The organism is Bradyrhizobium sp. MI1.3, assembly GCF_055811695.1.
The window spans coordinates 52142-70836 of sequence record NZ_JBVVPQ010000010.1; the positions used below are offsets into that span (position 1 = coordinate 52142).

The following is an 18695-nucleotide window of genomic DNA, read 5'->3' on the forward strand; positions in this document are numbered from 1 at the left end:
CCATCAGGCTCTCCCATGACAAGTGATGTAGCGATTTCCGCCCCGGAAACGGCGGCGGCCAATGGGCATGGCGACGCCCACACCACCGCCGGTTTCGGTGCGCTGACACTCGGCAGCATCGGCGTCGTCTATGGCGATATCGGCACCAGCCCGCTCTACGCGTTCCGCGAGGCGGTGATGGCGGCGTCCGGCGCGGAGGGGGTGCCGACGCCGGCGGCCGTGCTCGGCGTGCTCTCCCTGATCCTGTGGGCGCTCATCATCGTGGTGACGCTCAAATACGTCGTGATCCTGCTCCGTGCCGACAACAACGGCGAGGGCGGCACGTTGGCCCTGATGGCGCTGGCCCAGCGCGCAGTCGGCACCCGCGGAACAACCATCGTCCTGCTCGGCATCATTTCCGGCGCCCTGTTCTATGGCGACGCCGTGATCACGCCGGCGCTCTCGGTGCTGTCGGCGATCGAAGGCATGAAGGACATCACCCTGCACTTCGAGCCCTACATCGTACCGCTGACCGTGATCATCCTGGTCGGTCTGTTTGCCGTGCAATCCCGCGGCACCGCTCGCGTCGCCGCCTTCTTCGGCCCCATCATGTGCGTCTGGTTCGCTGTGATCGCGATCGCGGCGATCCACCCGATCATCCAGCAGCCGCAGGTGCTGTTGGCGCTGAACCCGCTCTACGCGGTGTCGTTCATGCTCCACCACGGCATCATCGGATTCGTGACGCTGGGAGCGGTGTTCCTGGCAGTCACGGGCGCGGAGGCGCTCTATGCCGACCTCGGCCATTTCGGCAAGCGGCCGATCCAGACCGCCTGGCTGTTCATCGTGCTGCCGTCGCTGGCGCTGAACTATCTGGGGCAGGGTGCGCTCGTGCTCGGCGATCCCGGGGCGATCGTCAGCCCGTTCTTCCAGCTCTTTCCGCAAGGTTTTTTCCGCGGCTGCATGGTCGTGCTGGCGACCGCCGCAACTGTTATCGCGAGCCAGGCGGTCATCACCGGTGCCTATTCGCTGACGCGTCAGGCGATCCAGCTCGGTCTGTTGCCGCGCTTTGAAATTCGCCATACGTCTGAAGCCCATTCCGGCCAGATCTTCATCCCGCGCATCAACCAGCTCCTGCTGGTCGCGGTGGTCCTGCTGGTGCTCTTGTTCCGCTCCTCCAGCGCACTGGCCTCGGCCTACGGCATCTCCGTCACCGGGACCATGGTGGTCACGGCGATGATGGGCTTCGTGGTGATCTGGAAGGTATGGCGGTGGTCGCCGTTCACGGCTGCCGCCCTGATCGCGCCGTTCCTGTTTCTCGACCTCACCTTCCTGGCCGCCAATCTGCTCAAGGTGTTCGAGGGCGGCTGGGTGCCGCTGGCGCTCGGCGCGCTCATGATCATCCTGATGTACACGTGGCGGCGCGGCAGCCGGCTGCTGTTCGAGAAGTCGCGCAAGCTCGAATTCCCGCTCGCCGACCTCGTGGCGATGCTGGAGAAGCGGCCGCCGCAGCGCGTGCCCGGCACCGCCGTGTTCCTGACCAGCGATCCCCTCAGCGCGCCCACGGCGCTGATGCATAGTCTGAAGCACTACAAGGTGCTGCACGAGAAGAACGTCATTCTCACCATCGAGACCGCGCAGACCCCGCGCATCGATCCGGCCGAGCGGGTGAAGCTGGAGCAGATCTCGCCGACCTTCTCCAAGGTGACGCTGAAGTTCGGCTTCATGGAATCGCCCAATGTGCCGAAGGCGCTGGCGATCGCCCGCAAGCTCGGCTGGCAGTTCGACATCATGTCGACCTCTTTCTTCCTGTCGCGGCGGGCGCTCAAGCCGGCCGCCCATTCCGGCATGCCGCGCTGGCAGGACCGGCTGTTCATCTCGCTCAGCCGTTCCGCCAACGACGCCACCGACTATTTCCAGATCCCCTCCGGCCGCGTTGTCGAGGTCGGCACCCAGGTCACCATCTGAAGCGACGATCTGATCCTCCATTTGAAGGTCGCGCTTCAAGTCGCTGCGATTTAGCTTTAACTTGCGCAAGGCAGCTCAAGCCTTTGTAGCGCTTGATTTTCACCGGCCGAGAGGCGAGGTTGCCGGCCGCCGGGATCGCCCCGGCAGCGGCCCGCGACGTTGGAGGATGATGTGGCAAATCAAGTACAGGATCTGACCCCGGACGAGGTCTCCAAGGGTGTCGCGGAGGGCCGCTATCTCCTCGTCGACGTGCGCGAGCCGAACGAGGTCGAGGCCGAAGCCTATCCTTTCGGCGTGGTCGTGCCGCTCTCGACCTTCGATCCCAAGGCGATCCCCGATCCCGAGGGTAAGGAGGTCGTGTTCGCCTGCCGTTCGGGCAAGCGTTCGGTGACGGCCTCGCTGGCGGCGCAGGCGGCAGGGCTGCCGTACGACAAGCATCTGGCCGGCGGCATGCTCGGCTGGAAGGCGGCGGGTCTTCCCAGCAAGGTCGGCGGCTGACCCCGCCGATGTCCAAGAGCTCGTCCCTCAACAAGGTCTTCGCGGACCTTCCGGTCACCATCTTCGAGGCGATGTCGCAGGCCGCGCGCGACAACGCCGCGATCAATCTCGGCCAGGGCTTCCCTGATGATCCCGGCCCCGAGGACATCCGCCGCGCCGCGGCCGAGGCTTCGCTGAACGGCTACAACCAGTACCCGTCGATGATGGGCCTGCCGGAACTGCGCCAGGCGATCGCGACCCATTACGGCCACTGGCACGGCCTCGAGCTCGATCCGATGAGCGAGGTGATGGTGACCTCCGGCGGCACCGAGGCCCTGACTTCGGCCATCCTCGCCGTCGTCCAGCCCGGTGACGAGGTGGTGTGCTTCCAGCCGGTGTACGATTCCTACCTGCCGATCATCCGCCAGGCCGGCGGCATTCCGCGCCTGGTCCGGCTCGAGCCGCCGCATTGGCGGCTGAATGAGGACATGCTGAAAAGCGTCTTCAATTCAAAGACCAAAGCGGTGCTCTTCAACAACCCCCTGAATCCGTCCGCAGTGGTGTTTCCGCGCGAGGACCTCGAGCTGCTGGCGCGCTACTGCCAGGAGTTCGACGTCATCGCGATCTGCGACGAGGTCTGGGAGCACGTCACTTTCGACGAGCACAAGCACATCCCGCTGATCACCATCCCCGGCATGCGCGACCGCACCATCAAGGTCGGCTCTGCCGGCAAGATCTTCTCGCTGACGGGCTGGAAGATCGGCTTCGTCTGCGCCGCGCCGCCGCTGCTGCGCGTTGCCGCCAAGGTGCACCAGTTCCTGACCTTCACCACCGCGCCGAACCTCCAGGCCGCCGTCGCTTACGGGCTCGGCAAGCCGGACGAGTATTTCCTGTCGATGCGCAAGGACCTGGCGCGGAGCAGGGACCGCCTCGCCAAGGGACTGGAGAGCCTCGGCTTCCCGGTGCTGAAGTCGCAGGGCACCTACTTCCTCACCGTCGACCTGTCCCCGCTCGGGCTGAACGAGAGCGACACCGAGTTCTGCTGGCGGATCGTGAAGGACTACAAGGTCGCGGCAATTCCGGTGTCGGCCTTCTACGAGCAGGACCCTGTGACCTCGGTGGTGCGCTTCTGCTTTGCCAAGAAGGACGAGACGCTCGACACCGCGCTGGAGCGGCTGTCGGACGCGGTGCGCGGGCGCAAGAGGTAGGAGAGATGACGAACGTCAGCCGCTTTGGTTTTGGCCTCGCGATCGCCGCCGCGCTGACGTTGCTCTCCGCCGCCGCAGGGGCAGAGGAGCGGGTCGTCAACTTCTACAACTGGTCGAACTACGTGGCGCCCGACGTTCTCGAGGCCTTCACCAAGGAGACCGGCATCAAGGTGGTCTACGACACTTTTGACGCCAACGAGACCCTGGAGACGCGCCTGATGGCCGGCAAATCCGGCTATGACGTCGTGGTGCCGACCGCCTATTTCCTCCAGCGCCAGATCAAGGCCAACATCTTCCAGAAGCTCGACAAGTCGAAGCTGCCGAACTTGGCCAATGCCTGGCCGGTGGTGACCGAACGTCTCGCGATCTACGACCCCGGCAATGTCTACGCCGCCAATTACATGTGGGGCACGACGGGCATCGGCTACAACGTCGCCAAGCTGAAGCAGATTCTCGGAGCGGATGCGAAGATCGACAGTTGGGACATCGTGTTCAAACCGGAGAACCTCGTAAAATTCAAAGACTGCGGCGTCCACATGCTCGATTCCGCCGACGACATTTTTCCGGCGGCGCTGAGCTGGCTCGGGCTCGATCCGAACTCGACCAAGCAGGCCGACCTCGAGAAGGCCGCCGATGTCGTCGCCAAGGTGCGGCCCTCCGTGCGCAAATTCCACTCGTCCGAATATCTCAGTGCGCTCGCCACCGGCGAGATCTGCTTCGTGGTCGGCTGGTCCGGCGACATCATGCAGGCCCGCGCCCGCGCTGCCGAAGCCAAAAGCGGCATCGAGATCGGCTACGCCATCCCGAAGGAGGGCGCGCAGATGTTCTTCGACAATCTCGCAATCCCCGCGGACGCCAGGAACGTTAGGGAGGCCTACGAGCTGATCAACTATCTCTACCGTCCGGACGTGGCCGCCAAGAATACGGACTTCCTGTCCTACGCCAACGGCAACCTCGCCAGCCAGAAGCTGGTCGACCCGAAGATCCTGAACGACAGGAACATCTATCCGGACGAGGCGACGCTCGCAAAGCTGTTCGTGATCACGGCGCGTGATCCGGCGACCCAGCGGGTTATCAATCGGCTCTGGACCAGGGTGAAGACGGGAAGGTAAGACGCCGCGGTCGTGCTGGGATTAACCCGGCAAGTCATTTTCTGCAAAACAACCCCATCACAGTAGAATCGCGACTGGCGCGCCGCTGGCAGTGCCCAAGCCGTAGTGCGGCTTGGCTTAATCGACGCGCCGGCGCAATGACCCGAAGCAGCGCGCGTGCGGGCGCGAAATGAAGCGCGATGGAGGCCGAACGCGCGTGACGTCACAGGCTCCGCTCATTTGCCTCGTCGGCAAAACAGCGGCAAATTGCATCGTGGCCATCGGGCTTAGATAAGTGACGCGCTGGACGCGTAGCCGTCAGGTCGATCAATCGTTCGCAGCAACTTCTTGAATTTCTTGCCACTGGAACACAAGCACGGATCATAAACCTTCGTGTTCGCGGCAAGCTCGACCGCACTGCTGTCTCGGCGAAGCCCAGGGGTCATGCGCCGCTGTTTGCGCATACGCAAACCCCCGTCCAACGAAGGAGAAGTTTGTGCAAAGGAGCTTGCGTGCTCCGACGTCAATACCGAATTACCGTCTCATGGCCCCCACCGGATCGTTGAAAAAGCTCAACCTAGGCTAGACGGCGCCTGGCCGAGGTGAAACAGTACGAGCTTTCAATCGTGGGATGAATTTAACGTCGGGAGTTTGGGGGCTGTTTTGTTTAAGTGTGCATTTGTGCTGTCATCCGTTTTCTTGTCCGTGTTGTGTGGGGCTTGTACCCGAGCCGAGCTCGTGAACAAGGCCGATGCTTACGACGCGGCCATCTGGGACTCCAACAATAGGCAAATCCTGTTGAATGCCGTTCGTGCGAGCCAGCGCGCGCCTATGTCGTTCGTGGGGCTCGGCGATGTCTCCGCCAGTCCGGTGTTCTCAGGCAGCACCAACGGTACTTTCAATTTAAGCCCGAGTGCCCTCACAGGCTACTCTTTGAATCCTACCGTGTCCTATGGAGGAGGGTTCACGTCGTTCCAGATGAACAATCTGAACCATGTGCAGTTTGCGAGCACGATGCATCAGCCATTGAGCCGCAAGATCGTTGATTACTTCAATTCAGAGAAGTGGCCCGAAGAAGTCGTTCAGCGCATCCTTTTTCAGCGGGTTGAATTGACACCTGCAGAATATACCAAGGCTCGCAGCATGAAGGACCTCAAATGCCGCGAGTCCGATCCGCGCACCATGGAAATATGCCGTCAAATTGCGGAAGATGAATATCTACAGGACCATTCCGAATTCAATTGTCCGCCGCCCCGCCTCGCGAAGGGACGCTACGAATTGTCAACTCGGCACGTGAATTCTGCTCGATGAACCAGTTTCAGATTTTGCTGAGAACATACCGACTGTTGGGTTATGAATTCAAATCCACCTACATGCGGTCGGCAGAAGGCATTCTATATTTCTTGGGCGAACTCATCGCTGCGCAGAACTACTCGGCACAAGGTTATGAGCCGAAGGTCCTTCTCGGAGGCCCGGACGGACACCATCATCTGGTGAACTTGTTTGTCGTCAGGCGCGGCAACCCCGGACCACCGGTCGCGGCCGTACAAGTCAATTTCAACGGTGAAGACTTTTTCATACCGCGACCGCAGCTCGGCGCTCTTGATGAAGACCGATCGCTTCAGGTGCTTGATCTCGCCGCGACGGCGATCGTCTTGGCCACCCTCAAGGAAGACTTGCCGAAATCGAGCAATATCAACTTGGTCTCGGCACGGTAATCCAGCGCGCACTACGGTTCATTCGCTCTGATTGTCGCATAAATGAAACTTGCGACATCTAACCTGTCTTCGGAGGCGACATGTCTGAAATCGATAGAGCCCGCGACCGCAGATTAGAAGTCGTGCGCACTGCCGCCAAACGCTGGCAAGCCCGCACACAGAGCCGAACGTCCGATGCCGCTACGATCGCGCGTTCGGGGCCGGGCACGGCGGACAGTCCGATGCGGCAGGCGAGGTTTGCCGTACGGCAAGACCTTCTGGCGCATGCCGCCAATCTCCGCGAACGAGGCCGACTTCCAATCTTCATCGAGCGAAAAATTGGTCCGACACTCGACTTGATTTCAATGGCACCGAGCGAGGCGGCCCGCAAGGTTGGGCGACCCGTCGCTCGCATCGTCAGCTCTGTCGATCCCAGGGTCCAACCGGAGGGGTTTGCGTCGGGGTTCCTGGTCTCGCCGAGGCTGCTTTTGACGAACTGTCACGTGTTTCCAGATGCAGCCTCGTCTCACGGTACTGGCGCCAATTTCTTGCACGAGTTCGACGAGCATGGTCTCAAGGTGGGTGTGACGTTTGCGATCGATGCCAGCAGCTTCTTTGTCTGTGACAATCATCTTGATTTTGCCTTGGTCGGGGTTAGCCCCATCGCGAATACGGGTGAGCCGATCGAGAGCCTCGGAGCAATCCCGCTCTCGGAGGCAACGTCCAAAGTCCTCAAGGGCTACCCCATTGAGGTGATCCAGTATCCTGACGGCGGTGGCAAGCAATATGCCATCATGAACAACCGGCTGCTCGACGTTCTCGATGAAGGCTTCCTACATTACGAGACCGATACTTTGGAGGGATCATCAGGATCGCCGGCCTTCAGTGAGGCGTGGGAACTGGTTGCCCTTCACCACGCCGGGATACCTGAAATGCGGGGCGATGACATCGTCGCAACCGATGGCTCCGTCTGGACCGAAGATATGGGTGAAGACAAGGTTCATTGGGTCGCCAACGAGGGTATCCGCATCAGCTCAATCGTCCAGGCGTTGGGCAAGGTCAAATTGACCGATGCCAAACAGGCGAAAATCCTAAGCGATCTGCTCGCGGGCACGACGGACCCCGCCGATGATGTCAGTCAAATGCTGAGGGGAGCCGCTCCTACCAGTGTCTTTGCGGCAAGCTCTGGCGGCTCGGAAAACAACCAATTACTAACCCAAAGAGTGGCATTTGAGGAGAGAAGCATGTCCGGTACAAACATGAATTTTAGTGGCCCTGTCACCATCCATGTTTATGCGGAGCAAACGGCTCCGCCACAGCCGGGTGCGGAGTCCGCTGTCGCCGCCCTCGAAAAGACGTTGCGGTTCGATCCGAACTATGAGGATCGCGAGGGTTATCAAGAAGCATTCTTGGGTACTGACGTGGTCGTACCCGTTCCAGGAATCGTGGCCGCGCGGTCTGGCGAGATGTACAAGGAAAATGGTGAATTCCTAATTCTCAAATATCACCACTATAGCCTTGCGATGAATAAAGCTCGTAGGCTCCAGATGTGGTCGGCCGCAAATGTGGACTACAATCCCGATCTTCGAAAACAAAATGGTCGGGCATTTTTCGGAACCGACCGCTGGGTCGCCGATCCGCGGATACCCAACAAATTCCAAATTGCCGATCCAGATTTCTATAAGCCTGCCGGGCAGATCGATCGTGGACATATCGTTCGCCGCGAGGATAGCGCCTGGGGCGAAACCGCAAAAGAACTCGAGTTCTCGAACTCGGACACCTTTCATTGGACGAATTGCACGCCACAGCACCAGGCTTTCAATCGTGAGTCCCCCGGGTCGGCGTACGGCGGCATCAAGGGCCTGTGGGGCGGCTTCGAGGCCTATATTCAAAAGAGCCTGCAGCACGATGATACGAGGGCTTGCATCATCGCTGGGCCGATCCTCGCCGCCGATGATCCAACGGCGGACTTCGGCTCAGGACCGATCGCTTACCCTGTTCTGTTCTGGAAGGTTGTGGCGGTGGCCGCCAAGGACGCTGGAAGCCGATCGCGGCTCTTAACCTACGGCTTCCTTCTTAGTCAGAAGAACGTGGTCGACGATTTCGGCATCGAGTTTGCCCCCGGTCAGTATGCTCGGTATCAGCGGCCACTTGCCGAAATTGCCGAGCTTGCAGGTGTCACTTTTGATGAAAGACTTCTGGCCGCCGATGCCAAGGCACAAGCCGGAGCCTGATTGCGACCGACTGCGCGGCTGCGGCCCGGCACGACCTGGCTCAACGTCTCGCCGCCGATGAAGAACGCGCAAGTCCGATCTGTATCGCAGCCTGGGATCGCGTCGTTCAGGCGGAAGTCGGCGCGGAACTGCCGGAGCGGTGAGTTCTCCGTCATTCCGGGATGGTGCGTCAGCACCAGACCCGGAATCTCGAGATTCCGGGTTCGATGCTTTCGCATCGTCCCGGAAAGACGATCGAGCGCCTACCGCCACCGCCGGTGCAGCCACAGCCACTGCTCGGGATGCTCGCGGACCCAGCCTTCCACCACGCTCGTGATCGCCTGCGTGGTGCCCTGGATGTCGATCTTGCCGTCGGCGTCGCGCACCGGCTGGACCTCTTCGGTGATCTCGGCGGTGAAGCGGCCGCCGGGCAGGCGGATGACGCGGACGCCGTGGATCGGGCATTCGACCTGGCGCAACAGGCGCGCCAGCATTGGATTGGCGCGGGTCTTGCGGCCGAAGAAGGTGACCTCGACGCCGCCGGTCAGATATTGGTCGATCAGCATCGCGACGTGCTTGCCGTCTTTGAGCGCCTGCGCGAGCCGCAGCGGCGCGTCGCGCCCCGCGGGGATCAGTGTGCCCATGTTGACCTGGCGCATCTCCTGGATGATGCGGTCGGCGGAGGCGATGTTCGGGCGGCGGTAGAGGATCGCCGCATCGAGCCCGTGTGCGACGGCGGCGAGCGCCGGCAATTCCCAATTGGCCAGATGCGCGGCGAAGATCAGCGCCGGCTTGCCGTCGTCGCGGATGCGGTCGAACAGCTCGATGCTGCGGTCGGGCAGTTCGATCCGGCTGTTGTCGGGATGATCGCGGTCATAATCCCAGACGTGGTCCATGTGGGCGAATTCGGCGCCGACGCGGCCGAGATTGTCCCAGACGCCCATCAGGATGGATTCGATTTCCTCGGGCGACTTGTCCGGAAAGGCGGCGGTGAGATTGGCGCGGCCGATGCGGTGCTCGCGAAGGCGCGGCCCGATCAGCCTGGTGGCGCGTGCGAAAAAGTCCGAGGTCTTGGCCGGATCGAAGTAACGCGTGGTGCGCAACATGCCGACGGTGGCAGCCCCGATCAGGCCTCCACCGATCGATTTGGCCGTCTGCCGCGCGCGCGCCTTCGTCCTCGCAGGAAGCAGCGCCATGCGTCCGGTCAGGCCGGTTCGCGGGTCAGGATCAGCGAGGCGTTCTGGCCGCCGAAGCCGAACGAGTTCGACATCACCGCGGTGACGCGGGCATCGCGTGCCTTGTTGCCGACGACGTCGAACAGGATCGTGGGATCCGGATTGTCGTAGTTGATCGTCGGCGGGATGCGCTGATGCTCCAGCGTGAGCAGCGAGAAGATCGCCTCGACCGCGCCGGCGGCCGAGATGGTGTGGCCGACCATCGACTTGTTGGAGGTAACCGGAATCTTCGACACGAGTTCGCCGAACACGGCCGATGTCGTATTGTATTCCATCTTGTCGTTCTCGGGCGTCGCGGTGCCGTGCGCGTTGATGTGGTCGATCTGGTCCGGCGTCATGCTGGCATCGGCCAGCGTCTTGTTCATGCAGCCGATGATCGGCTTGCCGTCGGGCGACGAGCGGGTGCGATGGAAGGAATCGGTGAGCTCGCCGCAGCCGGCGATCACGCCGAGGATTTTTGCGCCGCGCGCGGCGGCGGCTTCATAGCTTTCGAGCACCAGCGCACCTGCGCCTTCGGCCATGACAAAACCGTCGCGGTTCTTGGAGAAGGGACGGGAGGCCGCCTGCGGCGGGTCGTTCTGGGTCGACAGCGCCGAGAGCAGCGAGAAGCGCACGAGCGCCTCCGGATTCACGGTGCCGTCGGTCGCCACGCACAGCGCGGCATCGGTTTCGCCGCGGCGGATCGCCTCGACGCCGAGTTGGATCGAGGTCGCGCCCGAAGCGCAGGCCGTCGACAACGAGATCGGCGAGCCCTTGGTGCCGAAGGTCTCGGCGAGGTAGGCCGCGACCGAACCGAACATGAAGCGGTGGTGATAGGCGCTGTACTTGCCGCCGCCGGAGATGCGCAGCAGATCGTCGTAGTTGAAGTCGAGCTTACCGACGGCGCGGCCGAGCTCGCGGCGCTGCGGCCATTCGACTTCGACAGGTGCGACCGCAAGGAAGAGAGGACCCGGGAAATCCGCCTTGGCGCCGATGCCGGCCTGGTCCAGCGCCTCCTGCGTCACCAGTTCGGCCATCCGCTCGGACAGGGCGGTGGAGGAGAACGGATCGACGCTGACGAAATCCACCGTGCCGGCCATCGTGGTTTTCAGGCCGTCGACCGGAAAGCGCGTGATGGTGCGGATGCCGGATTCGCCGGCGACGAGCTTCGCCCAATTGTCGGTCTTGCCGTTGCCGAGCGAGGTCATGATGCCCATGCCGGTGACGACGACGACGGGACGCCCGAGTTTGTCGCGTGGTGCAGTCATGTCGATCCCCGCTTGAGCTGGAGCAAGATCCGAAAAAGCGTGACGCGGTTTTTCGAGAAGATCATGCCCAAACAATAACCTGCCAAAGCGCAACGCGCTTTAGCTTACTGCCTCGACCAGCGCCATGCCTTCGCCGCGCCAGTGTCCGGCCCCCACCACCACAATCTGGGTGGGCGCTCCCTGCATTTCAATCTCGGTGCCCGTGGAATCGTTCGGCGGAAACAGCGCGCCGCGCGAGATCGACAGCGCGGCGAGCGCGATGCCGAGCGGGAATTGCGTCTCCATGGTGTGGCCGAACATCGTGCCGGTCGAGCGCACCGGGAACTCGGCGTGGCCCTTCAGGAAGCCGCGCTCTTCCGATGTCGCCGGCTCGGCGCCGGTCGCACCGGATATGATCGCGCCCTTGCCGTCGCGCTTCGGCAACTTTGCCCAAAGCTTCTCCAGCGTCGCGGCCATGTCGCCGGGGGTCTTGCGCCGGGCAAGGTCGGCAACGACGCTCGACAGCTTCGCGAACGGCTTGGCACCGCGCGCTTCCGCATGCGCCTTCGATTCCAACACCAGAAACGCGCCAGCCGAGCCGAGCGCGAAGCCGGCGTGGTCCTTGCGCGCCCACACGGGTGCGAACTTGTCCTTCAAATTGAAATCGCCGAATTCGTAGAGGACCATCAGGTCCTTGCGTTCGCCATTGTGCGAGCCGCCGATCAACGCGATGTCGCTCTCGCCGGAGGCGATGCGCGACAATGCAATGCGGGCGGCATCGGCGCCGGCAACCTCTTCACCCATGAAGGTGCGCGAGGTGCCGCCAATGCCATGCACGATGGCGATATTGCCGGCGAGCAGGTTGGAGAGCTGGGCCAGGAACAGCGTCGGCCTGAGATCGCTCATCAGCCGCTCGTTGAGGAAGCCGGGCGCGTTGGCGCCCTTGGCCTCGGCCGTGAGCACGCCGGTGTCGACGTTGAGATCGCGCTCGCCGCCGCCGGCGGCGACCACCATGTCGATCTTCGACAGGATGTCCTTGTTGCCCTTGATCCCGGCGGAGTCGAGCGCAAGCCCGGCCGCATAGGTGCCGATGCGCTGCCAGGCTTCCATCTGGCGCTGGTCGCCCTTCTTCGGAATCTGGCTGTCGAAGGTAACAGGCATCAGGGGGTGCACGATGTAGGGCGCAAACCCCTTCTCGTCGACATTGATACGCTTCTCCTGAAGCGCGGCCCAGTTGGCGTCCAGGCCCTCGCCGAGCGAGGTGGCCAGGCCAATGCCGGTGATCCAGACTTCCGTCTGGGCGGGCTTCGAAGCAGTCTCGGTCATGGCGATACGGCCTGTTGCGGAAAGCCGACGCGTTTGGCGACCGCGTCCATGTGGGCGCGCATATCCGCATGGGGAAAGGGAATCTGCGTGAAGGTCAGCGTCGAATTCGCGCGCAGCTTGCCGCCGACCTTGATCTTGGCTTCGGTCACGGCGTAGCCGGAGCCCTGATGGGCCAGGCTCGCCTCGATGCTCATGAGATCGCCGGGGAAGACCGAGCCGCGGACCTTGGCCTCCTTGACGGCAGCCAGGATCGGCATGCGCTCGAATTTGAGCACGCCAAGCTGAAGCCAGCCCGAGGCCTGCGCCATCGATTCGATCAGGAGCACGCCGGGCATCAGGGGATAGCCCGGGAAGTGCCCCTCGAAGATGGTGCTTTCCATCGGGACCTGAGCCTCGACGACAATCGTCTTCGCGTCGACGTTGAGGTCGACGACGCGATCTATCATGTGAAAGTATTCGAGTTGCATGACCGCGCGCTTAGGCGCTCGCGCCCTTGGCCGCAACCAGTTCGTCGATGCGGGCACACAGGTTTTTCAGCACGAAGTACTGCTCGGTGGTCGCTTTGCCGTCGTTGACCTCCTGGGTCCACTTTTCCAGCGGCAGCTTGATACCGAACTGCTTGTCGATCGCGAACGCGATGTCCAGGAAATCGAGGCTGTCGATGCCGAGGTCATCGATGGCATGGCTATCCGGCGTGATCGTGTCGCGCGGGATGTCGCAGGTTTCAGCGATGATCGTAGCGACCTGATCGAATGTGGAGGACATCACTAAGCCTTTGATATTTTGCAGATATTTGTCAGATTGTCCAGAGTGGAACGGTGGGTGGGCATCGCGCCCCGATGACGCCCTCAACCCCCCTCTGGCCGGGTCGAAAGCCCGTATATCGGAGCGCCGCCCTGAGTTCAATGGAGCCGGCGGGTGTGGGGACAGGGCAGGGATGCCCGGCTGAGCCGTTTCCGCCGAAGTACCGCCGGCGGGCCTCGCCAGACGTCTTGCTCGCCAGACGCCTTGCCTAGATGTGCGGCGTCGTGATCTTCACGCAGTCGCGGCGGCCCATCAGCACGCAATCCTGGGTCCGACGCAGGTCGGCGATGCTCACCGCGAGCCATATCCCGATCGCGGTCAGTGCGATGGTGAAGGCCAGCGCCGCGATGTTGGCGAGCATGCGATGGCGGAAATCGTCCGGTTCAGTGCGGGGCTGCTCGTAGCGCGACAGGTCGAGCGGCTCGGGCGCGACGCGCAATTGCTGCACGCTACCGTTGCCGCGGTAGCCCGTCGGGGAAGGCGAGGTGCGCGGCCTGAACTGGAGCACCCGGTGCTCGTCATCCGAGCTTATGGGCCGCTGGGTTGTCATGGTGCAGGGATCACTCCGAAGCAGCGATTTTTAGATAGCATACGTGGTGAACGCGTTGCAGAAAATCTTCTCAACGCGCACGTGCATTGCGCGTCCGCACTATCCTGCAGGGCTGCGAACGAAGGATCGTGGAACCGTGGTCGTTCCGGCATGCAGAGGGTGCGATGCAATAATCCCACCGAACCGAATGCATTTGCCGGCGCGATGCCCATGGCATAGTCCAGGGAACCTGACCACGCAGTTGCAACCATGTTAAAGGCCTTTCGACCATGACCAATACGCGCGAACCGAGAGTGCATCCGGTGTCGATCCTGTCGCTGCGGCCGACGCAGATGACGGTCGGAATGCGCGAGGTCAAGGAGAAGCGCAAGCGCTGGCGCGAGCACGACAAGAAGAAGCAGGCCGATCTGCTCGGCAAGCATATGATCCCCGTCGTGCACGGCCCCGACGAGCGCTATTACGTGATCGACCATCATCATCTCGGTCGCGCGCTGCACGACGAGGGCGTCAAGGAGGTGCTGGTCACCATCGTCGGCGACCTCAGGATGGTCGAGCGCGAAGCTTTCTGGGGCGTCATGGACAACAAGCGCTGGGTCTATCCCTACGACGCCAAGGGTGAACGGCGACCGTTCCGCGATTTGCCCAAATCCGTCGTCGATCTCAAGGATGATCCCTTCCGGAGCCTTGCCGGCGAGCTGCGCCGCATGGGCGGCTTCGCCAAGGACACCACGCCGTTCTCCGAATTCCTGTGGGCCGATTATCTGCGCCGAAAGCTGTCGCGCAAGGCTGTGGATGCCAATTTCGACAAGGCACTTGAGAAGGCGATGTCCTCAGCCAAGAGCAAGGATGCGATCTATTTGCCCGGCTGGTGTGGGCCAGCGGAGGATGATTAGACGCAACGCTCGCAGCAGTACGGCATGCAGCTGCGCAAACCTGATCTGATCACAGCCTCTTGAGCGAAACCATCTTCCGTCCGCGCGAAGCCGTGCTGAAACAAAACCGTGCCATCTGTTGGGATTGTCGAGCTCTCATAGGAGGCCGAAATGCGCCGTCTGGTTTTCGCCGTTGCCCTGCTCGTGGTCGCTTCAGCCGGGATATCGGCATCGTTCGCGGCAGTTCACCATGCCAAGACATTGACGTTTTCAGAGCGCTTTGCCCCGGCGCTCGAGTTGATGGCGAACCGCTAGGACAGATTCACGCCGGTTCAACCAGCAGCGTCGCGATCGATTTTGCGCAGCCGCACAAAGGCGGCCCAGGCCCGCGGATAATCCTTGTCCGTGGGATCGATCGTAAGAAGCGCGCGGCATGCTTCCTTGATCTCCTCAGGCGAAGGACGCTTGGCCGGAACGCCGGATGATTTGGCGTCCTCCCATCGACCCTCGATATCTTTCGCGAAAGCCATGGCCTCGGCGCTCGTCCGCTTCTGGGTCGATTTCGCCAGCGGATGGTCCGACGGGAAATTCGGCCATGCGTTCGGCGGCTGGTCGACACGCCACGTCAGTTCATCTGCTTGTCGTGCCTCCACGCCCGAACTCGAATGCTGGGCTGCTGGCGCCCATCCTGCCCCTGCTGAGCCTGCCGAACCCGATGAGCCGGCCGATCTCCGCGCGACCGCCGAACCTGGCGCGACCGCCGCTGTCTGTCCGGCCAGCTGGCCAAGCTGTTGTTCCATCGTTCCGCCGCTGGACTTGGGGATGATTTTTTCGACGGTCTTGATCATCGACAGCGCGCCTGGCGATATCAGCGTGTTCTGGTCGGCAATTTTGTCGTCGGCCGCGTCTGGGCAGGGCCTGTAAGCAGAGCGCTGCGACGTCATCCGGCCGTCGTCGTCGATACGGGCAAAATCGATCGCGACAGTGTAAACGAACGCGGCCTCGACATACTGCCTCTCCTTATCCATCGCCTTTACGGAGCCGCATACGTATCTTGCCTTGTCTGCATCGATCGTTCGCAGGCCGTTGAAGTGAGCTGAATTCGGCGCAATGAGGACGCGTAAGACGGCAGCCCGCGCCTTGCCATGCTCCGATTCGAACATGCTCCATATCTCGTTCGCGTTGATGATCTCCGGCTGATAGTTCCAGGCGTATCCGGCCGCGAAGAATGCCGTGCCGATACAGGTCGCGACAACAAATGCCCGCACGTTCATGAGAAGCCCCCAACAGGCACGACTCATCCACGTCTCCGGTGACGGAAACTACGCAAGTTGTGCCAAAGCGTTTGTGCTAGTTGAGGGTGAGATTCTTAATAAAACGTATGCGATTGCGAAACCACAGAGTTCCCGTCAAACGGGAACTCATCCGCTGCATTTGTCGGCGACCCGGTCCTTACCGCGTTCGCGGCAGTCGGTCATTTCTTCGGCAGCCGTCCCATCAGATAGAATTCGTCATTCGGCCGCATACCGGTGAAATTCGCCAGCCGGTTCGACAGTGCGAAGAAGGCGGAGATTGCGGCGATGTCCCAGATGTCGTCGCCGCTGAAGCCATGCGGCGCGAGCGCGGTGAAATCGTCCTCGGAAATCCGCTGCGCATCGGCCGAGACCTTCATCGCGAAGTCGAGCATCGCCTTTTGCCGCGGCGTGATGTCGGCCTTGCGGTAGTTCGTGGCGATCTGGTCCGCGATCAGCGGGTTCTTGGCGCGGATACGCAGGATCGCGCCATGCGCGATCACGCAATACTGGCACTGATTGGCCGCCGAGGTCGCGACCACGATCATCTCGCGTTCGGCTTTGGTGAGGCCGCCGTCCTTCTCCATCAGCGCGTCATGGTAGGCGAAGAAGGCGCGGAACTCGTCCGGGCGGTAGGCCAGCGTCAAGAACACGTTCGGCACGAAGCCGCTCTTCTCCTGCACGCCGAGGAGACGCGTGCGGATGTCGTCAGGGAGCGCATCGAGGGCGGGAGCGGGGAAGCGTTGCGCGGGCTTTGTCATGGGCATGGATTCCGGCTTGGGGCCGGCAACCATAGTCGATGCCGGTGCCATGCTCAACGTGACGCCGGGCTGGCAATGCCGGAGCTGGAAAACGAGTGTTGCTTTACCGCAGCGGCTTCTTCAGCAGCGAGAAGCGGTCCGGATCCAACCCCATCGACGGTTGCAGCATCGGGGCTTCGACGTTGGAGAGCATCTTCGCGGGCGGCGCCGAGAACACCGGATCGTTCGGCACGTCGCGCTGCGAGGTGGCACCGCGCCAGCGCTCGAGCACGGCGCCGACGAAATGCATGTCGTGACCGGAGGTGACGGACGGCACGCTGCTGATGGTGGCTTCGCCGCGCGGCAATTGATGCGGCGGTACCTCCTTGAAGCGCAGCCGCGTCGGCAGTGCGACACCTTCGCCGAACGCCAGCACTTCGCGGGTACCGAGCGAGGGCACGAACGAAAGCAGGTTCGCGGCTGCATCCGACACCGCGGCGCGCAGCAGCGCCTGGTCGCGCTCGTTGGCAAGACGCATCGTGAACAGCGTGTTGCACTGGGAGATGATGGTGGCGTCGAGCTCGGCCGGACGCTGGGTGATGAGGCCGAGATAGACGCCGTATTTGCGGCCTTCCTTGGCGATGCGCGACACCGCCTTGCGGGTCGGCCCGAAGCCGACATTGCGATCGGCGGAGGCGTAGCGGTGAGCCTCTTCGCAGACGAACAGCATCGGCGAAACGCCGTCGCTCCACAGGCCGAAGTCAAAGGCCATGCGGCAGAGCACCGAGACGACGGAATCGATGACCTCGGCCGGGAAGCCGGCGAGCTGCATCACCGTCATCGGCTTGCCGTTGGCCGGCAGGCGGAACAGATGACTGATCACCTCGGCCATGGTGTCACCGCCGACATTGGCGTTGTCGAACATGAAGGCGTAGCGCGGGTCGTTGCGGACCGCCTCGATGCGGGAGATCAGCTTGTGATAGATGATGCGCGAGGAGCGGTTCTCGAGCTTGCCCATGCGCTCATCGATCAGCGACATCAGATCGACCAGGCGATAGGGCACCGGCGTATCGACGGTGTAGCCGATCTGCTTGGGATCGATGCGCTTCAAGCCGATGCGGTCGGCGTTCTGGTATTGGGTGTAGACGCCCTTGGCGAGCGGAATGACTTCTGCGAGGACGTCGAGCTCTTCAGGCACGCCGGCGCGGCCGCCGAACAGCACGTCGACGATTTCCTCGAAATTGAACAGCCAGAACGGCAGTTTCAGATTGCGCGGGTTGAGCACCAGCGCGCGGTCGCCGAAGCAGCGGCCATATTCGTTGTGCACATCGAGCAGGAAGATGCGCAGGTTCGGGCGTGCCTTGAGGATCTCGTTGAGCAACAGCGACACGCCGGTCGATTTGCCGACACCGGTCGATCCCAGCACCGCAAAGTGCTTGGAGAGCATTTCCTCGATGTCGACATAGGCGACGACGGAGCTGTCCTGCTGGAGGAAGCCGACATTGATCTGGTCGGAACCGGTGGGCGCGTAGATCGTGCGCAGCTCCTGGCTCGTGATCAGATCGACCGAATCGCCGATGGTCGGATAGTTGGTGACGCCGCGCTGGAATTTGGCCTTGCCGGTCGCGTTGAGGATTTCGCCCAGCAGGTCGACCGAGGCGATGGCGATCAAATTGTCGTTGCTCGAGAGGTTCTCGCAGGACACCTCGGTGATCATGGCGACGATGACCGAGCTGGCGCAGCGGATGCTGACGAAGCGGCCGACAGTGGCCCGAACTTCCGAGACCGGCATCCGGCTTTCAGCCAGCAGCCCGACCCGGGCGAGCGACCCGCGAACTGAAATCACGCGTCCAAAGGATGTCACAATGAATGAACCTGGCAAGAGCAACGGGTTGCCCCGGACTATGCACGGCCGCCGCTGGACAAACGGTTAAACGGCAGGCGCCGGCGCTTCGTTAAATCCGCGACAATTCGGGTGCGAGGTTTGTTCCCAATACATACTTGCGGGCAGAAACGGCCG

Annotated in this window: 18 protein-coding genes; 9 read left to right on the forward strand and 9 right to left on the reverse strand. The window is 62.2% G+C overall.

The genetic code is table 11. The features are described from left to right. Positions 1-15: 15 nt before the first annotated feature. The 7 genes from AC0L3A_RS09640 to AC0L3A_RS09670 all read left to right on the forward strand — a co-directional run bounded on the left by AC0L3A_RS09640 (position 16) and on the right by AC0L3A_RS09670 (position 8651). Positions 16-1944, forward strand: a complete 1929-nt coding sequence (locus tag AC0L3A_RS09640) for a potassium transporter Kup (protein WP_007592493.1) — start codon at positions 16-18, stop codon at positions 1942-1944. A gap of 171 nt (positions 1945-2115) precedes the next feature. Further along, entirely contained in the window at positions 2116-2442 is a 327-nt protein-coding gene (locus AC0L3A_RS09645) for a rhodanese-like domain-containing protein (protein ID WP_007592491.1), read from the forward strand. Between the two features lie 8 nt (positions 2443-2450). Beyond that, positions 2451-3629, forward strand: a complete 1179-nt coding sequence (locus tag AC0L3A_RS09650; protein WP_007592485.1) for an aminotransferase — start codon at positions 2451-2453, stop codon at positions 3627-3629. 5 nt (positions 3630-3634) lie between these two features. Then, positions 3635-4741, forward strand: a complete 1107-nt coding sequence (locus tag AC0L3A_RS09655) for a polyamine ABC transporter substrate-binding protein (protein ID WP_473254244.1) — start codon at positions 3635-3637, stop codon at positions 4739-4741. A gap of 717 nt (positions 4742-5458) precedes the next feature. After that, positions 5459-6031: a hypothetical protein gene (locus AC0L3A_RS09660; protein ID WP_473254245.1), complete on the forward strand. Its 573-nt coding sequence runs from the start codon at positions 5459-5461 to the stop codon at positions 6029-6031. Continuing rightward, complete coding sequence (locus tag AC0L3A_RS09665; protein WP_473254246.1) at positions 6028-6438, forward strand: hypothetical protein; 411 nt, start codon at positions 6028-6030, stop codon at positions 6436-6438. The genes AC0L3A_RS09660 and AC0L3A_RS09665 overlap by 4 nt, the downstream gene beginning before the upstream one ends. Before the next feature lie 80 nt (positions 6439-6518). After that, positions 6519-8651, forward strand: a complete 2133-nt coding sequence (locus AC0L3A_RS09670; protein WP_473254247.1) for a DNA/RNA non-specific endonuclease — start codon at positions 6519-6521, stop codon at positions 8649-8651. 242 nt (positions 8652-8893) lie between these two features. Here AC0L3A_RS09670 and AC0L3A_RS09675 read toward each other — a convergent pair whose 3' ends face one another. The 6 genes from AC0L3A_RS09675 to AC0L3A_RS09700 all read right to left on the reverse strand — a co-directional run bounded on the left by AC0L3A_RS09675 (position 8894) and on the right by AC0L3A_RS09700 (position 13771). Then, a complete protein-coding gene (locus AC0L3A_RS09675; RefSeq protein WP_219682562.1) occupies positions 8894-9826 on the reverse strand; it encodes a lipid A biosynthesis lauroyl acyltransferase in 933 nt (310 codons plus the stop codon). 8 nt (positions 9827-9834) lie between these two features. Continuing rightward, positions 9835-11112: a beta-ketoacyl-ACP synthase gene (locus tag AC0L3A_RS09680; protein ID WP_219682563.1), complete on the reverse strand. Its 1278-nt coding sequence runs from the start codon at positions 11110-11112 to the stop codon at positions 9835-9837. A 99-nt stretch (positions 11113-11211) separates the two neighbouring features. Beyond that, entirely contained in the window at positions 11212-12417 is a 1206-nt protein-coding gene (locus AC0L3A_RS09685; RefSeq protein ID WP_007592478.1) for a beta-ketoacyl-ACP synthase, read from the reverse strand. Beyond that, entirely contained in the window at positions 12414-12884 is a 471-nt protein-coding gene (locus tag AC0L3A_RS09690) for a 3-hydroxyacyl-ACP dehydratase FabZ family protein (protein ID WP_007608856.1), read from the reverse strand. The genes AC0L3A_RS09685 and AC0L3A_RS09690 overlap by 4 nt, the downstream gene beginning before the upstream one ends. 10 nt (positions 12885-12894) lie before the next feature. Further along, positions 12895-13182 (reverse strand): acyl carrier protein, encoded by a 288-nt coding sequence (locus tag AC0L3A_RS09695; RefSeq protein WP_007592476.1) that lies wholly within the window; start codon positions 13180-13182, stop codon positions 12895-12897. A gap of 247 nt (positions 13183-13429) precedes the next feature. Beyond that, the gene (locus tag AC0L3A_RS09700; protein ID WP_007592473.1) at positions 13430-13771 is read right to left on the reverse strand and encodes a hypothetical protein; all 342 of its coding nucleotides are present in this window, start codon (positions 13769-13771) and stop codon (positions 13430-13432) included. Positions 13772-14040: 269 nt separating this feature from the next. Here AC0L3A_RS09700 and AC0L3A_RS09705 point away from each other — a divergent pair, with 269 nt between their 5' ends. Beyond that, complete coding sequence (locus AC0L3A_RS09705; protein ID WP_211399711.1) at positions 14041-14664, forward strand: ParB-like protein; 624 nt, start codon at positions 14041-14043, stop codon at positions 14662-14664. Positions 14665-14814: 150 nt separating this feature from the next. Next, positions 14815-14958, forward strand: a complete 144-nt coding sequence (locus AC0L3A_RS09710) for a hypothetical protein (RefSeq protein WP_007592467.1) — start codon at positions 14815-14817, stop codon at positions 14956-14958. A 17-nt stretch (positions 14959-14975) separates the two neighbouring features. Here the strand turns inward: AC0L3A_RS09710 and AC0L3A_RS09715 are convergent, their stop codons facing one another. The 3 genes from AC0L3A_RS09715 to AC0L3A_RS09725 all read right to left on the reverse strand — a co-directional run bounded on the left by AC0L3A_RS09715 (position 14976) and on the right by AC0L3A_RS09725 (position 18539). Further along, positions 14976-15917: a hypothetical protein gene (locus tag AC0L3A_RS09715; RefSeq protein WP_219682565.1), complete on the reverse strand. Its 942-nt coding sequence runs from the start codon at positions 15915-15917 to the stop codon at positions 14976-14978. Between the two features lie 200 nt (positions 15918-16117). Continuing rightward, positions 16118-16696 (reverse strand): peroxidase-related enzyme, encoded by a 579-nt coding sequence (locus tag AC0L3A_RS09720; protein ID WP_473254248.1) that lies wholly within the window; start codon positions 16694-16696, stop codon positions 16118-16120. A 103-nt stretch (positions 16697-16799) separates the two neighbouring features. Beyond that, positions 16800-18539 carry an ATP-binding protein gene (locus tag AC0L3A_RS09725; protein WP_473254249.1) on the reverse strand — a complete coding sequence of 580 codons (1740 nt, stop codon included), beginning with the start codon at positions 18537-18539 and terminating at the stop codon, positions 16800-16802. Positions 18540-18695: the final 156 nt, after the last annotated feature.